Origin of the sequence: Streptomyces sp. W1SF4 (assembly GCF_003950035.1) — a bacterium.
Classification (GTDB): Bacteria; Actinomycetota; Actinomycetes; order Streptomycetales; family Streptomycetaceae; genus Streptomyces; species Streptomyces racemochromogenes.
Genome location: NZ_CP034350.1, coordinates 2,717,847 through 2,736,496, shown reverse-complemented (window position 1 = coordinate 2,736,496; position 18,650 = coordinate 2,717,847). Strand labels below are relative to the sequence as shown.

The 18,650-nt window shown below is 73.3% G+C and carries 14 protein-coding genes; 6 read left to right on the top strand and 8 right to left on the bottom strand.

What is annotated here, in order from left to right:
* Positions 1 to 137: 137 nt before the first annotated feature.
* Entirely contained in the window at positions 138 to 2,384 is a 2,247-nt protein-coding gene (locus D1J60_RS12700) for an ATP-dependent RecD-like DNA helicase (RefSeq protein ID WP_125821175.1), read from the top strand.
* Positions 2,385 to 2,567: 183 nt separating this feature from the next.
* On the top strand, positions 2,568 to 3,857 hold the full coding sequence (locus D1J60_RS12695; protein ID WP_007264147.1) for a citrate synthase: 1,290 nt from the start codon (positions 2,568 to 2,570) through the stop codon (positions 3,855 to 3,857).
* 356 nt (positions 3,858 to 4,213) lie between these two features.
* Here D1J60_RS12695 and D1J60_RS12690 read toward each other — a convergent pair whose 3' ends face one another.
* From D1J60_RS12690 to D1J60_RS12670, 5 genes are all read right to left on the bottom strand, one after another.
* Entirely contained in the window at positions 4,214 to 6,493 is a 2,280-nt protein-coding gene (locus D1J60_RS12690; protein ID WP_125821174.1) for a heavy metal translocating P-type ATPase, read from the bottom strand.
* 98 nt (positions 6,494 to 6,591) lie between these two features.
* Positions 6,592 to 6,816 carry a cation transporter gene (locus tag D1J60_RS12685; protein ID WP_125821173.1) on the bottom strand — a complete coding sequence of 75 codons (225 nt, stop codon included), beginning with the start codon at positions 6,814 to 6,816 and terminating at the stop codon, positions 6,592 to 6,594.
* 121 nt (positions 6,817 to 6,937) lie between these two features.
* Positions 6,938 to 7,138, bottom strand: coding sequence for a MerR family transcriptional regulator (locus D1J60_RS12680; RefSeq protein WP_042800909.1), 201 nt, complete (start codon positions 7,136 to 7,138; stop codon positions 6,938 to 6,940).
* Between the two features lie 274 nt (positions 7,139 to 7,412).
* Positions 7,413 to 8,426, bottom strand: coding sequence for a Gfo/Idh/MocA family oxidoreductase (locus tag D1J60_RS12675; protein ID WP_125821172.1), 1,014 nt, complete (start codon positions 8,424 to 8,426; stop codon positions 7,413 to 7,415).
* A 26-nt stretch (positions 8,427 to 8,452) separates the two neighbouring features.
* Positions 8,453 to 9,367: a sugar phosphate isomerase/epimerase gene (locus D1J60_RS12670; RefSeq protein ID WP_125821171.1), complete on the bottom strand. Its 915-nt coding sequence runs from the start codon at positions 9,365 to 9,367 to the stop codon at positions 8,453 to 8,455.
* Between the two features lie 115 nt (positions 9,368 to 9,482).
* Here D1J60_RS12670 and iolC point away from each other — a divergent pair, with 115 nt between their 5' ends.
* From iolC to D1J60_RS12650, 4 genes are read left to right on the top strand one after another with little or no spacing between them, the layout of a single operon-like run.
* A complete protein-coding gene (gene iolC / locus D1J60_RS12665; protein WP_125823991.1) occupies positions 9,483 to 10,406 on the top strand; it encodes a 5-dehydro-2-deoxygluconokinase in 924 nt (307 codons plus the stop codon).
* 7 nt (positions 10,407 to 10,413) lie between these two features.
* Positions 10,414 to 11,271, top strand: coding sequence for a 5-deoxy-glucuronate isomerase (gene iolB, locus D1J60_RS12660; protein WP_125823992.1), 858 nt, complete (start codon positions 10,414 to 10,416; stop codon positions 11,269 to 11,271).
* A complete protein-coding gene (gene iolD, locus D1J60_RS12655) occupies positions 11,268 to 13,154 on the top strand; it encodes a 3D-(3,5/4)-trihydroxycyclohexane-1,2-dione acylhydrolase (decyclizing) (protein WP_125821170.1) in 1,887 nt (628 codons plus the stop codon). Before iolB ends, iolD begins: the two co-directional genes overlap by 4 nt.
* 12 nt (positions 13,155 to 13,166) lie before the next feature.
* Entirely contained in the window at positions 13,167 to 14,666 is a 1,500-nt protein-coding gene (locus tag D1J60_RS12650) for a CoA-acylating methylmalonate-semialdehyde dehydrogenase (RefSeq protein ID WP_125821169.1), read from the top strand.
* 99 nt (positions 14,667 to 14,765) lie between these two features.
* Here D1J60_RS12650 and D1J60_RS12645 read toward each other — a convergent pair whose 3' ends face one another.
* The 3 genes from D1J60_RS12645 to D1J60_RS12635 all read right to left on the bottom strand — a co-directional run bounded on the left by D1J60_RS12645 (position 14,766) and on the right by D1J60_RS12635 (position 18,456).
* Positions 14,766 to 15,956 carry a hypothetical protein gene (locus D1J60_RS12645; protein ID WP_125821168.1) on the bottom strand — a complete coding sequence of 397 codons (1,191 nt, stop codon included), beginning with the start codon at positions 15,954 to 15,956 and terminating at the stop codon, positions 14,766 to 14,768.
* A gap of 63 nt (positions 15,957 to 16,019) precedes the next feature.
* Positions 16,020 to 17,057 carry a DUF916 domain-containing protein gene (locus tag D1J60_RS12640; RefSeq protein ID WP_125821167.1) on the bottom strand — a complete coding sequence of 346 codons (1,038 nt, stop codon included), beginning with the start codon at positions 17,055 to 17,057 and terminating at the stop codon, positions 16,020 to 16,022.
* 103 nt (positions 17,058 to 17,160) lie between these two features.
* Entirely contained in the window at positions 17,161 to 18,456 is a 1,296-nt protein-coding gene (locus D1J60_RS12635) for a hypothetical protein (protein ID WP_241253239.1), read from the bottom strand.
* Positions 18,457 to 18,650: the final 194 nt, after the last annotated feature.

The window sequence follows — 18,650 nt, the reverse complement described above, 5'->3', positions numbered from 1 at the left end:
CGGGTGGGGATCTGGGGGGATCGGGAAGTCCGACGAGGGAGGGGTAACCGTGAGGGGGTCCGGCCGCGAGGCCGGACCCCCTTTCGTTCGTCCACAGGCCCCGGCGCCCTGTCGGCGGCGGACTGTAGCTTCGTGCCATGGTGAACAACGGGGCGGTGCAACCGGCAGTCGTCGAGGGGGTGCTGGAGCGCATCACCTACGCCAACGAGGAGAGCGGCTACACGGTCGCCCGGGTCGACACCGGCCGCGGCGCGGGGGACCTGCTGACCGTCGTCGGCTCGCTGCTCGGCGCGCAGCCCGGCGAGTCCCTGCGCATGGAGGGCCGCTGGGGCTCGCACCCCCAGTACGGCAGGCAGTTCACCGTCGAGAACTACTCGACGATCCTGCCCGCCACCATCCAGGGCATCCGCCGCTACCTCGGCTCCGGCCTCATCAAGGGCATCGGCCCGAGGATCGCCGACCGCATCGTCGAACACTTCGGCCTCGACACCCTCGACGTCATCGAGGCCGAGCCGAAGCGGCTGATCGAGGTCCCCGGCCTCGGCCCCAAGCGGACGAAGCTGATCGGCGCCGCGTGGGAGGAGCAGAAGGCCATCAAGGAGGTCATGGTCTTCCTCCAGGGCGTCGGCGTCTCCACCTCCATCGCGGTCCGCATCTACAAGAAGTACGGGGACGCCTCCATCTCGGTGGTCAAGAACCAGCCGTACCGGCTCGCCGCCGACGTCTGGGGCATCGGCTTCCTCACCGCCGACCGCATCGCCCAGGCCGTCGGCATCCCGCACGACAGCCCCGAGCGGGTCAGGGCCGGCCTCCAGTACGCCCTGTCCCAGTCCACCGACCAGGGGCACTGCTTCCTCCCCGAGGAGCGCCTCATCGCCGACGGCGTGAAGCTGCTCCAGGTGGACACCGGGCTGGTCATCGAGTGCCTGGCCGAGCTCGCCGCCGATCCGGAGGGCGTCGTGCGGGAGCCCGTGCCCGACCCCCAGGGCGGCCCCGATCCCCTCACCGCGGTCTACCTGGTCCCCTTCCACCGGGCGGAGCTCTCGCTGGTCGGCCAGGTCCGCCGGCTGCTGAACGCCGAGGAGGACCGGATGCCCGGCTTCCAGGACGTGGACTGGGACAAGGCCCTCGGCTGGCTCGCCGGCCGTACCGGGGCCAGCCTCGCCCCCGAGCAGCGGGACGCGGTCAGGCTGGCCCTCACCCGCCGGGTGGCGGTGCTCACGGGCGGGCCCGGCTGCGGCAAGTCCTTCACCGTGCGCTCCATCGTGGAGCTGGCCCGGGCCAAGAAGGCCAAGGTGGTGCTCGCCGCCCCCACGGGCCGCGCCGCGAAGCGGCTGTCCGAGCTGACCGGGGCCGAGGCCTCCACCGTGCACCGGCTGCTGGAGCTCAAGCCCGGCGGGGACGCGGCGTACGACCGGGACCGGCCGCTGGACGCCGACCTGGTCGTGGTCGACGAGGCCTCGATGCTGGACCTGCTGCTGGCGAACAAGCTGGTCAAGGCGGTGGCGCCGGGAGCGCACCTGCTGCTGGTCGGCGACGTGGACCAGCTGCCCTCGGTCGGCGCCGGCGAGGTCCTGCGGGACCTGCTGGCGCAGGGCGGGCCGGTGCCGGCCGTCCGGCTGACCCGGATCTTCCGCCAGGCGCAGCAGTCGGGCGTCGTCACCAACGCGCACCGCATCAACACCGGGGTGCCGCCCATCACCGACGGCCTGCCGGACTTCTTCCTCTTCCCGGAGGAGGACACGGAGGCGGCCGGGCTCCTCGCCGTGGACGTGGCCGCCCGCCGGATCCCCGCCCGGTTCGGACTCGACCCGCGCCGGGACGTCCAGGTCCTGGCCCCCATGCACCGGGGCCCGGCCGGCGCGGGGAACCTCAACGGCCTGCTCCAGCAGGCGATCACCCCGGCCCGGCCGGGCCTGCCCGAGAAGCGGTTCGGCGGCCGGGTCTTCCGGGTGGGCGACAAGGTCACCCAGATCCGCAACAACTACGAGAAGGGCGCCAACGGCGTCTTCAACGGCACCGTCGGCGTGGTCACCGCTCTGGACCCGGACGAGCAGCGCTTGACGGTGCGTACAGAGGAGGACGAGGAGGTGGGGTACGAATTCGCCGAGCTGGACGAGCTGGCGCACGCGTACGCCGTCACCATCCACCGCTCCCAGGGGAGTGAATATCCGGCGGTCGTGATCCCCGTCACCACCGGGGCCTGGATGATGCTCCAGCGGAACCTGCTGTACACGGCCGTGACCAGGGCGAAGAAACTGGTCGTCCTGGTCGGGTCCCGCAAGGCCCTGGGGCAGGCGGTGCGTACCGTTTCCGCAGGCAGGAGGTACACGGCGGTGGCCGCGCGGCTCGCCGGCCGGGTCTCGGTGGGAAACATCACCTAGATGATCGATCATTTGGGGTTCCGACAACAGGTGGGGAGGGGGCAGGATGAGCAGGTTGAAGGCACTCAGTGCCGTCAAAGAGACCAAAGGCCGACCCCGAGTGCACTCTCCTGCGCCAAATGGGGGAAGGTAGAGGCAGTCAGGGCACCTCGAAGAAGAGGCACTACGTCGGTGAGGGATGACGTGAGCGACAACTCTGTAGTACTCCGGTACGCGGACGGTGAATACACCTACCCGGTGGTCGAAAGCACCGTCGGTGACCAGGGCTTCGACATCTCGAAGCTCCGGGCCCAGACCGGGCTCGTCACGCTGGACAGTGGCTACGGCAACACCGCCGCCTACAAGTCGGCGATCACCTACCTCGACGGTGAGCAGGGCATCCTGCGCTACCGCGGCTACCCGATCGAGCAGCTGGCGGAGCGCTCGACCTTCATCGAGGTCGCCTACCTGCTGATCAACGGTGAGCTGCCGACGGTCGACCAGCTCGCGTCGTTCCGCAACGAGATCACCCAGCACACGCTGCTGCACGAGGACGTGAAGCGGTTCTACGACGGCTTCCCGCGCGACGCCCACCCGATGGCCATGCTGTCGTCCGTGGTCAGCGCGCTGTCGACGTTCTACCAGGACAGCCACAACCCGTTCGACGAGAAGCAGCGCCACCTCTCGACGATCCGTCTGCTGGCCAAGCTCCCGACGATCGCCGCGTACGCGTACAAGAAGTCGGTCGGCCACCCGGTGGTCTACCCGCGCAACGACCTCGGCTACGTCGAGAACTTCCTGCGCATGACCTTCTCCGTGCCGGCCCAGGAGTACGACCTGGACCCGGTCGTGGTCTCCGCGCTCGACAAGCTGCTGATCCTGCACGCGGACCACGAGCAGAACTGCTCGACCTCCACCGTGCGCCTGGTCGGCTCCTCGCAGGCGAACATGTTCGCCTCGATCTCCGCCGGCATCTCGGCCCTGTGGGGCCCGCTGCACGGTGGCGCCAACCAGTCCGTCCTGGAGATGCTCGAGGGCATCAAGAACGACGGCGGCGACGTCGACGCCTTCATCCGCAAGGTGAAGAACAAGGAAGACGGCGTCCGCCTCATGGGCTTCGGGCACCGCGTCTACAAGAGCTTCGACCCCCGGGCGAAGATCATCAAGGCGGCGGCGCACGACGTCCTCTCGGCGCTCGGCAAGAGCGACGAGCTGCTGGACATCGCGCTCAAGCTGGAAGAGCACGCGCTGGCCGACGAGTACTTCGTCGCCCGCAACCTCTACCCGAACGTGGACTTCTACACCGGTCTGATCTACCGGGCCATGGGCTTCCCGACCGAGATGTTCACCGTGCTCTTCGCGCTCGGCCGCCTTCCCGGCTGGATCGCGCAGTGGCACGAGATGATCAAGGAGCCCGGCTCCCGCATCGGCCGCCCGCGCCAGATCTACACCGGCGAGGTCCTGCGCGAGTTCGTCCCGGTCGAGGCCCGCTAGGTCCTCCCGGCCGCTCCGGTTCGCGGAAAGCGCCCCGCCGTCGATCCCCCCACGGGTCGACGGTCGGGGCGCTTCCCTTTTCCCCGGCGGCGGATTCCCCCCACGGGATCCGCGCCGGGGCGTCGGTGGGTGCCGGGACCCGTTCGGGTCGGGTGGGCCGCTCAAAGCTTCCCGAGGGCACGCGTCCCGGCCGGCGGATGCCCGGAAGCCCCCCCAAGGACCTCCGTGAAACGTCCCCCAAGACGTTTTCCGGCATCGCCCCATTAGACCCGTGACCACCCCGGATGGTTACGTTGCCATCACTGTGATCTGCGTCTCCAGTGAAGGACCTGTGGAGGGAACGGGGAGGAGGTCCTCTAGCGGAACGAGCGCAGCCGCAGGCTGTTGGTGACCACGAAGACCGACGAGAACGCCATCGCGGCCCCCGCGATCATCGGGTTCAGCAGCCCCGCGGCGGCCAGCGGGAGCGCCGCCACGTTGTAGCCGAAGGCCCAGAACAGGTTGCCCTTGATGGTGGCCAGGGTCCGCCGGGAGAGCCGGATCGCGTCCGCCGCCACCCGCAGGTCACCGCGTACGAGGGTCAGGTCGGCGGCCTCGATGGCCGCGTCGGTGCCGGTGCCCATGGCGAGGCCCAGGTCGGCCCGGGCGAGCGCGGCCGCGTCGTTGACACCGTCGCCGACCATGGCGACCGTGCGGCCCTCGGCCTGGAGCCGGCGGACCGCGTCCACCTTGTCCTGCGGGAGCACCTCCGCGATCACCTCGTCGATGCCCACCTCCCGCGCCACCGCCTCGGCCACGGCCCTGTTGTCGCCGGTCAGCAGCACCGGGGTGAGGCCGAGGGCCCGCAACCGGGCCACGGCCTCGGCGCTGGTCCCCTTGACGGCGTCGGTCACGGTCAGCGCCCCGCGGGCCGCGCCGTCCCAGGCGGCCAGCACCACGGTGGCGCCGGCGGCCTCGGCGGCTTCCCTGGCCGCGGCGAGCGGGGCGGGCAGGGTGATGCCGTGGTCCCTGAGCAGCCGCTCGCGCCCCACCAGGACCTCGTGCCCCTCGACCGTGCCCCGGACGCCCAGGCCGGCGAGGTTCTCGAACGAGCCGGGCGCGGGCAGTTCCCCGGCCCGCTCGGCGGCACCGGCGGCGACCGCCCGGGCCACCGGGTGCTCGGAGGCGTGTTCCAGGGCGCCGGCGAGCCGCAGCAGTTCCCCCTCGTCCACGCCCTCGGCCGCGTGCACCCCGGTGAGGGTCATCCGGCCGGTGGTGACCGTCCCGGTCTTGTCGAGCACGACGGTGTCCACCCGCCGGGTGGACTCCAGCACCTCCGGCCCCTTGATCAGGATGCCCAGCTGCGCGCCCCGGCCGGTGCCGACCATCAGCGCGGTCGGCGTGGCCAGGCCCAGGGCGCAGGGGCAGGCGATGATCAGGACGGCCACGGCGGCGGTGAACGCGGCGGTGGGGTCGTCGGTGAGCAGCAGCCACACGACCCAGGTGCCGAGCGCGAGGAGCAGGACGACGGGCACGAAGACGGCGGAGATCCGGTCGGCGAGCCGCTGCACCTCGGCCTTGCCGTTCTGGGCCTCCTCGACCATGCGGGCCATCCGGGCGAGCTGGGTGTCGGCCCCGACCCGGGTGGCCTCGACGACGAGCCGCCCGGAGGTGTTCACGGTGGCGCCGGTGACGGCGTCCCCGGGGGTGACGTCGACCGGGACGGACTCCCCGGTCAGCATGGAGGCGTCCACGGCGGAGGAGCCCTCGACGACGGTGCCGTCGGTGGCGATCTTCTCGCCGGGCCGGACCACGAACCTGTCCCCGGCCGCGAGCGCGCCGACGGGGATCCGCACCTCGCGGCCGTCGCGCAGGACGGCCACGTCCCTGGCGCCCAGCTCCATCAGCGCACGCAGCGCCGCGCCCGCCTTCCGCTTGGAGCGGGCCTCCAGGTAGCGGCCGAGCAGGATGAAGGTCACGACGCCCGCCGCGACCTCCAGGTAGAGGGCGGAGGAGCCGTCCGTCCGCCCGGCGGTGAGGTCGAAGCCGTGCCGCATGCCGGGCATGCCGGCGTGGCCGAGGAACAGCGCCCACAGCGACCAGGCGTAGGCCGCCAGCGTGCCGACCGAGACCAGGGTGTCCATGGTCGCGGCGCCGTGCCGGAGGTTGGTCCAGGCGGCCCGGTGGAAGGGCAGGGCGCCCCACACCACGACGGGTGAGGCGAGGGTGAGGCAGAGCCACTGCCAGTTGTCGAACTGGAGGGCCGGGACCATCGAGAGCAGGACCACCGGCAGGGCCAGGACGGCGGACACCAGCAGCCGCTGCCGTGCCGCCGCGAGTTCGGGGTCGCGTACGGCGGCGGTGTCCCCGGGCTCCGCTTCCGCTTCCGGTTCGGGACGTGGCGGCGGGGGTTCCTCGGCGGTGTAGCCCGTCCTGACCACGGTCGCGATCAGGTCGGCCACCTGGACCGCTCCGCCGTAGGAGACCCGGGCCTTCTCGGTGGCGTAGTTGACGGTGGCGCTGACGCCGTCCATCCGGTTGAGCTTCTTCTCGATGCGGGCCGCGCAGGAGGCGCAGGTCATCCCGCCGATCGTCAGTTCGACCTCGGAGGCGGGGGCCTCCGTTATGGGCCCGTCGTGCACTGTGCTGCTGCTCATGTTCCCGCTCCAGGGGGAGGGCCGGGCCGTACGGTCCAGTATGAGCTGGCGGGTGCGGCCCGGCGGGTACTGCCGTGCGAGGGGTGCCGGGGCCTGGCTCAGGCCGCCACGCCGGCGAGCTCGTACCCGGCCTCGTCCACGGCGGCGCGCACGTCCTCCTCGGAGAGCGGGGCCTGGGACTCGACGGTGACCTCGCCGGTGGCGGCGACGGCCTTGACCGAGGTCACGCCGGGAAGGGCGGTGAGCTCGGCGGTCACCGCGCCCTCGCAGTGCCCGCAGGTCATCCCGGTGACCTTGTACACGGTTACCGTCACGGCGGTCATGTCGTTCTCCTCTGTCGGGGGGACGTCTGTCTCTCCCAGTCTATACCCCTAGGGGGTATTGAGCGGGAATTGGGCGCGCGTCCACCCCCATCATGGCCACCACGGTGCGCCCGCCGCCGGATCACTCCTCGCGGCGGCCCCGGTTGCCGGGGCGGCGCGAGACCCAGGTCCGGATGGTGTCGGCGTACCAGTAGGGCTTGCCGCCCTCCACGTGGTCGGGGGCGGGCAGCAGTCCGTGCTTGCGGTAGGAGCGCACGGTGTCCGGCTGGACCCGGATATGGGCGGCGATCTCCTTGTAGGACCACAGCTGTCGGTCGCTCATCCACGCCACCTCCTGGTCCACGGCGCGGGGCCGGCCGGGAGGCCGTCGGGGGAGCCGGCGCGTGGACACTGACGATCACTCGGGTTGTGCCCGGAGAACGACGCTCGGTGAGGGCGGGGGAGGGTCTGTGAACTCCCTGTGACGGAAAACCCGCGTAGTACGGACATGTGTGACACGACGGCGACTCCCGTGACGTAAGTGACACAGGAGCCCTCCCCCCCCGTGGTGGGCCCGGCCGGGCCCCGGCGGGGCTCCCGGGCCCGACCCCGCGCGCTCAGCGGGCGTACAGCCGCGGCCGCTCCGCCAGCCGCACCGGGGTCCGTACGCCGCTGCGCGCCGCTGCCAGCCCGGCCTCCGACACGGCGGCGGCCGCGTACCCGTCCCAGGCGTCGGGGCCGTCCACCCGGCCCCGCGCGGCCGCCGCCACCCAGCGCCGCACCTGCCGGTCGTAGGCGTCGGCGAAGCGCGTGGTGAAGTCCTGGGTGATCTCCCCGCCCCAGCGGCCGCCCGACTGGACGACCATCGCGTGCCCGTCACCGATCCGGGCACTGCCCGACTCGCCGACGGCCTCGCACTGCACCTGGTAGCCGAACCCGCAGTTCACGAAGATCTCCACGTCCACCACCACCCCGCCCGAGGTCTCCAGCAGCACCAGCCGCGGATCGCGCAGCCCCTCGGGCGCGGCCGAGGACGGCGTCGGGGACAGCACCGTCACCGCCGTCACCTCCTGGCCCAGCAGCCAGCGGGCCGCGTCCACCTCGTGCACCACCGAGTCGCTGATCAGCATGTCGCTGGTGAAGAAGGACGGCGAGGCGGCGTTGCGGTGGCGGCAGTGCAGGAAGAGCGGCCGGCCGATCCCGCCCGCGTCCAGCAGCTCCTTGAGCCGCTCGTACTCGGCGTCGAAGCGCCGCATGAACCCCACCTGCACCAGCCGCCGGCCGAGCCTGCGCTCCGCCTCCAGCACCCGCAGGGCCCCCTCCGGATCCGGCGTCAGCGGCTTCTCGCAGAGCACCGGCAACTCCCGCCCCAGGGCGTGCAGAATCGCTTCCTCGTGGGCCGGTCCCGGCGAGGCGATCAGTACGGCGTCCACCCCCGGCGCCGCCACCGCCGCGGCCGGATCGGTGTACGCGCCCGCCCCGTCCAGGCCCGCCGCGACCTCCTTGACCCGGTCCCCGTCCGGGTCGGCCAGGGCCACCACCCGCGCCCCGCCCACCGCCTCGCCGATCCGGCGGACGTGGTCGGCGCCCATCTTCCCGGTGCCGATGACGGCGATGCCGAGCGTGCTCATGTCTGTCCTCCAGGGGTTCGGGGTCGTCAACGGGCGCCGCAGGAGCGCAGATAGGCACGGGTGCGCCGGGCGATCGGCAGCGGACGCTCCGGCGGACACGGGTACATGTCCTGCTCCACGATCGCGAACAGCTCCACCCCGAGCCGCTGCGCCGCCGCCAGCACCGGCTCCAGCGCGGGCACCCCGGACGGCGGCTCACACATCACCCCGCGCGCCACCGCCGGGCCGAACGGCGTCCCCTGCGCCCGCACTTCGGCGAGGACCCGCGGGTCGACCTGCTTCAGGTGCAGGTAGCCGATCCGCTCGCCGAACGTCTCGATCGCCTCGACGCTGTCCCCGCCGCAGTACGCGTAGTGCCCCGTGTCCAGGCACAGGGAGACCAGTGCCGGATCGGTGGCGTCCAGGAACCGGGCCACGTTCTGCGGGGTGTCGATGTGCGTGTCCGCGTGCGGGTGGACCACGATCCGCAGCCCGTACCGCTCCCGCACCTCCCGGCCCAGGCGCTCGGTCTGGGACGTCAGCTCACGCCATTGGGCGGGGCTCAGGACCGGGTCCTCCAGCATCCCGCCGGTCTTGTCGTCGCGCCAGAAGGCCGGGATCACGACGAGGTGCTCCGCCCCCGTGTCCCGGGCCAGCGCGGCGATCCGCGACACGTGCGCCCAGGTCTGCTCCCAGACGCTGGGGCCGTGATGGAGTCCGGTGAAGACGGTGCCCGCGGACACCCGCAGCCCGCGCTTGGCGGTCTCGTCGGCGAGCCGGACCGGATCGGTGGGCAGATACCCGTACGGGCCCAGCTCGATCCACTCGTACCCGGCGTCCGCGACCTCGTCGAGGAACCGTTCCCAGGGGGTCTGCAGGGGATCCTCCGGAAACCAGACACCCCAGGAGTCCGGAGCCGAACCGACACGGATACGGGTCAACGCGGGCGGGGAGGAGGTCATGACGGCCACCTTAGGTGCGGGCTTGGGCGAAGAGGGAGGACGAGTGGGAGAACGCGTGGGAGCAGAACCGGCTGTGCAGACGTCGGACGGACGGGCCGTCCACGACCTGATCACGATGGGGCGGATCGGGGTGGATCTCTACCCGCTCAAGACCGGCGTACCGCTGGCCGAGGCCGACACCTTCGGCAAGTTCCTCGGCGGCTCGCCGGCCAACGTCGCCGTCGCGGCCGCCCGGCTGGGACGGCGCACGGCCGTCATCACCCGCACCGGGGCCGACCCCTTCGGCGCGTACCTGCGCGCCGAGCTGCGGGCGTTCGGGGTCGACGACCGGTGGGTGACGGAGGTCGCCGCCCACCCGACACCCGTCACCTTCTGCGAGGTCTTCCCGCCCGACCACTTCCCCCTCTACTTCTACCGCCTCCCGAAGGCGCCCGACCTGGAGATCGCCCCGGACGAGATCGACCGGACGGCGGTGCGGGCGGCGCGCGTCTTCTGGATGACGGGCACGGGCCTGAGCGCCGAACCGAGCCGCGCCGCGACCCTGGCCGCGCTGGAGGCCCGCTCGAAGTCCGGGCCCACGGTCTTCGACCTCGACTGGAGGCCGACGCTGTGGGACGGCCCGCCGCAGCCCTGGTACGAGCGGGCCCTCGGGCTGGCGACGGTGGCCGTCGGCAACACCGAGGAGTGCGAGGTGGCCACCGGCCGCCGCGAGCCGTACGCCGCCGCGGAGGCGCTGCTCGCGGCCGGGGTGGAGCTGGCGGTGGTCAAACGGGGGCCGCGGGGCGTCCTCGCGGTCCACCGCGACGGGACGGCGGTGGAGGTGCCGCCGGTGGAGGTGGAGGTCGTCAACGGGCTCGGCGCCGGGGACGCCTTCGGGGGCGCCCTGTGCCACGGGCTGCTGGCCGGCTGGCACCTGGAGCGGGTGCTGCGGTACGCCAACGCCGCCGGGGCGATCGTGGCCTCGCGGCTGGCGTGCTCGTCGGCGATGCCGTTCCCGCACGAGGTGGAGGAGGTGCTGGGACGTGCCGGTGCGGTCTGAGGCGGGGATGGAACTCACCCGGCTGGTGGTGCTGGAACTGGCGCCGGGGGAGGAGTACGCGCACACGTGCGGGGACGCGGAGTGGATCGTCCTCCCCCTGTCGGGCGCCTGCGACGTCCGCTACGCGGCCAACTCCGCCGGGAGCATCCCGCTGCGGGGGCGGGCGTCGGTGTTCGACGGGCCGACCGACTTCGCGTACCTGCCGCGGGACGCCCGCGCCGGCATCGCCTCCGCCGCGGGCGGCCGGTTCGCGCTCGTCGGGGCGCGGTGCGAGCGGCGGCTGGCCGCGCGGTACGGCCCCGCCGCCGCGGTGCCCGTCGAGCTGCGCGGCGCCGGCCAGTGCTCGCGGCAGGTGCACAACTTCGCCGCCGCCGACGCCTTCGACTGCGACCGGCTCATCGCCGTCGAGGTGCTCACCCCCGGCGGGAACTGGTCCTCGTACCCGCCCCACAAGCACGACGAGCACCACCCGGGCGAGGAGTCCCGCCTGGAGGAGATCTACTTCTACGAGATCGCCCCGCACGGCGGCACCCCCGGCGTCGGGTACCAGCGCGTGACGCCCTCGCCCGCGGGGAAGACCGACGTCCTCGCCGAGGTGCGGTCGGGTGACGTCGTCCTGATCCCCGACGGCTGGCACGGCCCGTCGATCGCCGCGCCCGGGCACGACATGTACTACCTGAACGTGATGGCCGGCCCGGACGCGGAGCGCGAGTGGCTGATCCGGGACCACCCCGACCACGCCTGGATCCGCGACACCTGGCCCGCCCGGGCCGTCGACCCCCGCCTCCCCTTCCCCCGGACCCCGGACCCCGGCACGGGACCCCGTGCGCAACCCACCGCCCCCCGACCCGAGGAGACCCCGTGACGGCCCGGCGCAGCGTCCGGCTCACCACCGCGCAGGCCCTCGTGCGCTTCCTGTCCGTGCAGTACGCCGAGCGCGACGGGCGCCGGCACCGGCTGATCGCCGCCACCTGGGGGATCTTCGGGCACGGGAACGTCGCCGGGATCGGGCAGGCGCTGCTGGAGAGCGGGCCGCAGGCCATGCCCTTCCTCCAGGGACGCAACGAGCAGGCCATGGTGCACGCCGCCGTCGGGTACGCCCGGCAGCGCGGGCGGCTCTCCGCGCACGCCGTGACCACCTCCATCGGGCCCGGCGCCACCAACCTCGTCACCGGCGCCGCCCTCGCCACGATCAACCGGATCCCGGTGCTCCTGCTGCCCGGGGACACCTTCGCGACCCGGCCCGCCGACCCGGTGCTCCAGCAGCTGGAGGTGCCCTGGGCCGGTGACGTCTCCGTCAACGACACCCTGCGGCCGGTGTCCCGCCACTTCGACCGGATCACCCGCCCCGAGGCCCTGGTCCCGGCCGCGCTCCAGGCGATGCGGGTGCTCACCGACCCCGTGCAGACCGGCGCCGTCACCCTCGCGCTCCCGCAGGACGTGCAGGCCGAGGCGTACGACTGGCCCGAGGAGTTCTTCGCCGAGCGGGTGTGGCGGGTGCGCCGCCCCCGGCCCGACACCGACGAGCTGCGGGCCGCCGCCGAGGCCGTACGGGCGGCCCGCCGGCCCCTCCTCGTCGTCGGCGGCGGCATCCGCCACAGCGGCGCCGAGGACGCCCTGCGGGCCTTCGCCGACGCCACCGGCATCCCCGTCGCCGCCACCCAGGCCGGCAAGGGCGCACTGCGCCACGACCACCCCGCCGAGGTCGGCGCCGTCGGCCACACCGGCACCGCCACCGCCGACGACCTGGCCCGCGCCGCCGACCTGGTCATCGCCGCCGGGACCCGGCTGACCGACTTCACCACCGCCTCCTCGACCCTGTTCCAGGACCCCGGCGTCCGCTTCCTCGGCCTCAACCTCGACCCGTACGACGCCCACAAGCAGGCCGCGCTGCCGCTGGTCGCCGACGCCCGCGAGGGCCTGGACGCGCTGCGCGCGGAGCTGGCGGGCCACCGCGTGGACCCGGCGTACGAGCGGACGTACCGCAAGGCCAAGCTCTTCTGGGAGGCCCTGGTGGACCAGGCCTTCCACGCCCCCGACGGGGACGCCGTCCCCACCCAGGCCCAGGTGCTCGGCCTCCTCGACGCCCTCGTCGACGACACCGACGTGATCGTCAACGCGGCCGGCTCGCTCCCCGGCGACCTGCACCGGCTCTGGCGGGCCCGCTCCGCGTACCAGTACCACGTGGAGTACGGCTACTCCTGCATGGGCTACGAGATCCCCGGCGCCCTCGGCGTGGCCCTCGCCGCCCCGGACCGCCCGGTGTGGGCGCTCGTCGGCGACGGCTCGTACCTGATGAACCCCACCGAGATCGTCACCGCCGTCCAGGAGGGGATCCCCGTCAAGGTGGTCATCCTCGACAACCACGGCTACGCCTCCATCGGAGGGCTCTCCGGGGCGGTCGGCGGCGAGGGCTTCGGCACGGCCTACCGCTTCCGGGCACCCGGCGGCGCGTACACCGGGGACCCGCTTCCGGTCGACCTCGCGGCCAACGCCGCCTCCCTCGGGATGGCCGTGATCCACACCCGCACCATCGGTGACCTGCGAAAAGCCCTGGCCGAGGCCCGCCTGTCGGACCGGCCCACATGTGTCTACGCACAGACCCGAACACCCGACACTGTGTCGGGCCCGCCCCCGGCACAGGCGTGGTGGGATGTTCCTGTGGCCGAGACCGCGACCCGTGCGTCGGCGGCCCTGGCCCGTGAAGAGTACGACCGGCAAGCCGCGCAGCGACGTCGCCATCTGTGAAGGAGCAGCACAATGAAGACCGTCAACCACTGGATCGGTGGCAAGACCGTCGAGGGCGCGTCGGGCAACTACGGCCCGGTCACCGACCCCGCCACCGGCGAGGTCACCACGCAGGTCGCCCTGGCCTCCGCCGAGGAGGTCGACGCGGCCGTCAAGGTCGCCCAGGAAGCCTTCCTCACCTGGGGTCAGTCCTCGCTGGCCGCCCGCACCAAGGTGCTCTTCGCCTACCGCGCCCTGCTGGACGCCCACCGCGACGCCATCGCCGAGCTGATCGTCGCCGAGCACGGCAAGGTGCACTCCGACGCGCTGGGCGAGGTCGCGCGCGGCCTGGAGATCGTCGAGCTGGCCTGCGGGATCACCACCCAGCTCAAGGGCGAGCTGTCGACCTCCGTCTCCAACCGCGTCGACGTCTCCGCCATCCGCCAGCCGCTCGGCGTGGTCGCGGGCATCACCCCGTTCAACTTCCCCGCGATGGTCCCGATGTGGATGTTCCCGCTGGCCATCGCCTGCGGCAACACCTTCATCCTCAAGCCGAGCGAGAAGGACCCGTCGGCCTCCGTCAAGCTGGCCGAGCTGATGACCGAGGCCGGCCTGCCGGCGGGCGTCCTCAACGTCGTCCACGGTGACAAGGTCGCCGTCGACGCCCTCCTCGCCCACCCCGGCATCTCCGCCGTCTCCTTCGTCGGCTCCACCCCGATCGCCCGCCACATCCACACCACCGCCTCCGCCAACGGCAAGCGCGTCCAGGCACTGGGCGGCGCCAAGAACCACATGCTGGTGCTCCCGGACGCCGACCTGGACGCCGCCGCCGACGCGGCCGTGTCCGCCGCGTACGGTTCGGCCGGCGAGCGCTGCATGGCCATCTCGGCGGTCGTCGCCGTCGGCGCCATCGCCGACGAGCTGGTCGAGAAGATCCGCGAGCGCGCCGAGAAGATCAAGATCGGCCCCGGCAACGACGCGACCTCCGAGATGGGCCCGCTGATCACCGCCGCCCACCGCGACAAGGTCGCCTCGTACGTCAAGGGCGCGGCCGCCCAGGGCGCCGACGTGGTCCTGGACGGCACCGGCTACACGGTCGACGGGTACGAGAACGGCCACTGGATCGGCCTGTCCCTGCTCGACCACGTGAAGACCGACTCCGACGCCTACCGCGACGAGATCTTCGGCCCGGTCCTGTGCGTGCTGCGCACCGAGACCTACGAGGAGGGCGTGGCCCTCATCAACGCCTCGCCGTTCGGCAACGGAACCGCGATCTTCACCCGCGACGGCGGCGCCGCCCGCCGCTTCCAGCTGGAGATCCAGGCCGGCATGGTCGGCGTCAACGTCCCGATCCCGGTGCCGGTGGGCTACCACTCCTTCGGCGGCTGGAAGGACTCGCTCTTCGGCGACCACCACATCTACGGCAACGACGGCATCCACTTCTACACGCGCGGCAAGGTCGTCACCACCCGCTGGCCCGACCCGGCCGACGCCCCCGCCGGCGTCGACCTGGGCTTCCCCCGCAACCACTGAGCCCGGGCCGTCCCCCGGGCCGCGACCGCCCGGGCCCGGCGCCCCGCCGCACCAGCAGCCCCCGGCCAACCCTCACCGGCCGGGGGCTGCGCCGTCCCCTCAGCCCCGGAGCAGCGGCCAGACGTCCGCCGCCGCCGTCCGCGACCAGACCGCGTCGCCGTGCCCGTAGCCCGGGACCACGGCGAAGCGGACCCGGTCGTTGCCCGCCGCCCGGATCAGCTCCGCGCCGCGCGGCTCGTCGCCCCGGCCCAGCTCGGTGTTGACCCACACCACCTCGCAGCGGATCCGCTCCCACGCGATCCCGTACGCCTTGCCGTCGCCCGCCCACACCGCCGCGAGGTCCCGCATCAGCGCGGTCGGGACCAGCCCGCTGCCCAGGGCCGCCGTCGCCGCGTGCCAGGCGGCCAGCGGGGTGTGGGCCGGCGCGAAGCGGTCCTCGGCGGGGGAGGCGCCGAAGACGTACTCGCCCGCGGCGTGGCCCTGGCGGTAGATCCAGTTCGCCGGACCGGGCAGGGCCGCGGTGCGCAGCAGCGCGAAGTGGGCCAGGCCCGCGTGCGTGAAGCGCCGGGCCGGGTCCGGCGGCCAGGGCGCCTGCGACGCGCCCGCCGGGTCCGCGACCGCCCGGGCGACCAGCGCCGCCAGGCCCGGGTCGGCCGCGTGGACACCCCGCGCGAGCTGCTCCTCGTACGCCTCCCGGGTCTCGGCGGCCCGCTCGGCCAGGGCTCCCGCGTACGGGCCGGTCGTGTCCAGGGCCAGCACCCGCAGCAGCCGCTCCGAGGAGTCGTGGGAGGCCGCGTCCAGGGCCAGGGCGGCGCCGGCCGAGTGGCCCGCGTACGCGTACGGCAGGCCCAGTACGGAGTCCAGCGCGGCCACCACGGCCGCCAGGTCCCGGCGGTGCGCGGCCAGTCCGAAGTCCGCGGTGACCTCCTCGGGGCGGGCGGCGTCCTCGCGCGGGGTCACCCCGACCACCAGCAGGCCCTGGCGGCGCAGGTGGTGGGCCAGGTTGTCGCGGGCCGGGGTGAAGAAGTCCGCCGCGAAGTTCAGGCCACCGCCGGGCAGCAGGTACGCGATCCCGTGCGGGGCCCGCAGGGTGTCGGCGACCACGTCCACGGTGACGGGCGCCGGGCCGCCGTCGTCGAGCGGGAGGGTGAGCCGTATCCAGCCGTCCCCGGGCAGGTAGGCGGCGGTCCCGGTGCCCAGCGCCCGCTCGATGCGGGTCAGCAGGCCCACGCCCCTGACCGGCCGGGCGACGGGCGCGGCGGACCCGGTCTCGCTGTGCTCTCGTTCCATCCGTCGTGCCTCCCCGTCACGGGTGATGGCCGGATGCCGTCACCCCGGGGACACCCTCGCCGGTCAGCGGGCCCGCGCCAAGTCCGGTTCGCTCAGCGCTTCTTCCGTGGTGGCGCGGCGCCGCCGGCGCAGCACCAGGAGGGTGGTGCCGGCCCCCGCCAGGACCAGGAGCACGCCCGCGGCGGGCCACGGGACGGCGACGAAGTCCGTACCGGCTTCCGGGGCGAGGTCCGGGTGAGCGGCCGCACCCGCGCGGACCTTGACGGACACCCAGTCCAACTGCGGGGCGTCCGGCCACGGTTCGGTCAGCTCGACGCGCTGTCCGGGCAGCAGCACGAGCTTCGGGTCCCGGGCGGGCCGGTTCAGCACCCGGCGCCCGAACAGCCCCTCGGCGGACACCGCCACCCTCGGCTCGACGACCACGTTGCCCCGGTTGACCAGCGTGTACGTGACGGTGGCCCGGGCGTCCTTGACCCACGGCAGCAGCGGGGCGCCCCGGGTGACCCGTACGTCCTCCACGGTCAGTCCGGGCGTCAGCGGGCCGGGAACGCGGAAGTACATCCGGGCGCCCACCTGGCGCTGCACCCCGACCTGCACCTTGCCCTCCTTGCGCACCCCCTCGACCTCGGTGTTCAGCGCGACGATCCCGCCGACGTGGTCGCCCGGCACGGCGTCCTGGGGGACCTTGACGGTGAAGGGGACGTCCTTGCGGCCCCGGGGCGGGACGGTGACGGTGGCCTCCGCCCCGGGCGCCAGCGCCACCCAGGCGCCGACGTCCTTCGGCCTGGTCTGCACGGGCAGCAGGGCGAAGGCACCGCCCGACGGGGTGTTCATCGCGTCGGTGGCGAAGACCCGGAAGGTCAGCTCCCTGTCGGAGGAGTTCACGATCGTCGCGCTGTCGCTGACGGTGGTCCCGGCGGCGCCCTGGTGGAAGAAGTACGCCCGGTCGGTCACCGACGCGCCGGCCGGCGGAGTCGGGAAGACCCCCCACGTGCCGTTGTCCGCGGCCCTCGCGGGGGCGGCGGGGAGCAGCAGCGCCGGCAGCACCAGCGTGCCGGACAGGGCCGGGAGGAGGGAGCGGACAGCGGTGCGGAGGCGCATGGGCGTCGGTCTCCAGGTCGCGGCGGGTGGAACGCGGAGGGGGTGGTGCGGCGCAACGGCGCCGCACCACCCGGGTCGGGTCGTCCGTCAGGCGATCAGGCGATCAGGCGATGGAGAAGGTCACGACCGACTGGTAGGTGTCGGCGAACATGAACGGCGGCAGCTGGATCATCGCCGCGCCGCCCACGGCGAACTCGCCGCCGGTCAGCTCCTCACCGCCGGCCGCCTGGGAGGCGACCTTCATCGGCGTGCCCGAGATGGCGCCCGGCGCGCCGGCCGTGCAGGTGCTCGGGCTGTCCGGGTTGGTCACGGTGCAGGACGGCTGGATGCCGAGCTGCGCCTTGGCCATCGAGTGGCCCGTCGCCTGGTTCAGGAACGGCGTACGGGTCGCCGTCACGTCCCAGCCGAGGCTGCCCCCGCGGAAGTCCTGGACGGTCGCGGCGTTGAACGCGCCGAACACCGACTGGGCCTTGCCGTTGATGGTGACCGCTCCGAAGCTGACGGCCGGCTGGCCGTCCTTCGGGCCCAGGGCCAGCGGCCCGGGCAGCACCTCGATGTCCACCGGGTTCCGCACGCCCGCCTGCTCCTCGATGAACACGAAGGGCTTCCCGGGGGCGACCGAGCCGTCGATCTTGATCGTGTCGGCCTTCTTGGTGATCGTGATGTTGCAGGTGGCGGCACCGGACGCGTCCGCCGTGCCGGTACCGGCGTCACCGGTCGCCGCGCCCGCGAGCTGGGCGGAACAGGTGACCGGGCCGGCCGGGAAGTTGGCGCCGGTCGCGGTGACGGCGGTGCCGGCCTTGCCGCTGTTCGGCGTCAGCTTGGTGGTGACCGGGTCCTTCGGCAGGGCCTCGACGGCGATCGAGGCGACCGGGGCGCTGGGGCGCGGGTCCGGCGTACAGGTCGTCGTGTAGACCGTCCCGCCGAGGTCGGCGTCCGTGACCACCTGGTCGATCGTGATCTGGACCGTCGTGCCCTCGGTGCCGTCCGGGATCTTGACCGTGCCGCTGAACGCGGGCGGGTCGGCCTTCTTGCCGGCTTCCTGGTGGCTGTTCACGGCAGGACTGGTGACCGTCTGCGCGACCCCGCCGACGAGCAGCTTCGCCTTGATGGTGTTGACCGTGTCGATGGTGAACATCGGGACGACCGGCGTCTCGCCGGGGTCGATGGTGATGGGCACGGTCTCGCCCGCCTTGGCGGTGTCCGGCACCGTGACGGTGTAGTCCTGGCTGCCGTTGGCGCCCGGCTGGGGCGCGGGGGCGACGCACTTCACCGGCACGGGGGTGGTCTTGGTCGCGGCCTGCGCCGGCCCCGTCAGGGCCACGACGCCGCCCGTCAGGGCCAGGGACAGGGCGCCCGCCCCGGCCAGCACTCTTCGTCTGAGGGTTCTCGTACTCACAGGGTCGCGACTCCTTCGTCATGACGAACCCCTCCCCCCACCCGCTGTGTGGGGAAGGCCGAGCCGGTGCGGATGGCCGTCATTGACGCGTCGCGGTGCCGAGAAGTCAATGGCTTGCTTTCGCCCGAAGCGCACAGACATTGATGTCCCATCAGACCCGGTCTGGTGGGACATCGGATACCGACTGGTCGGTG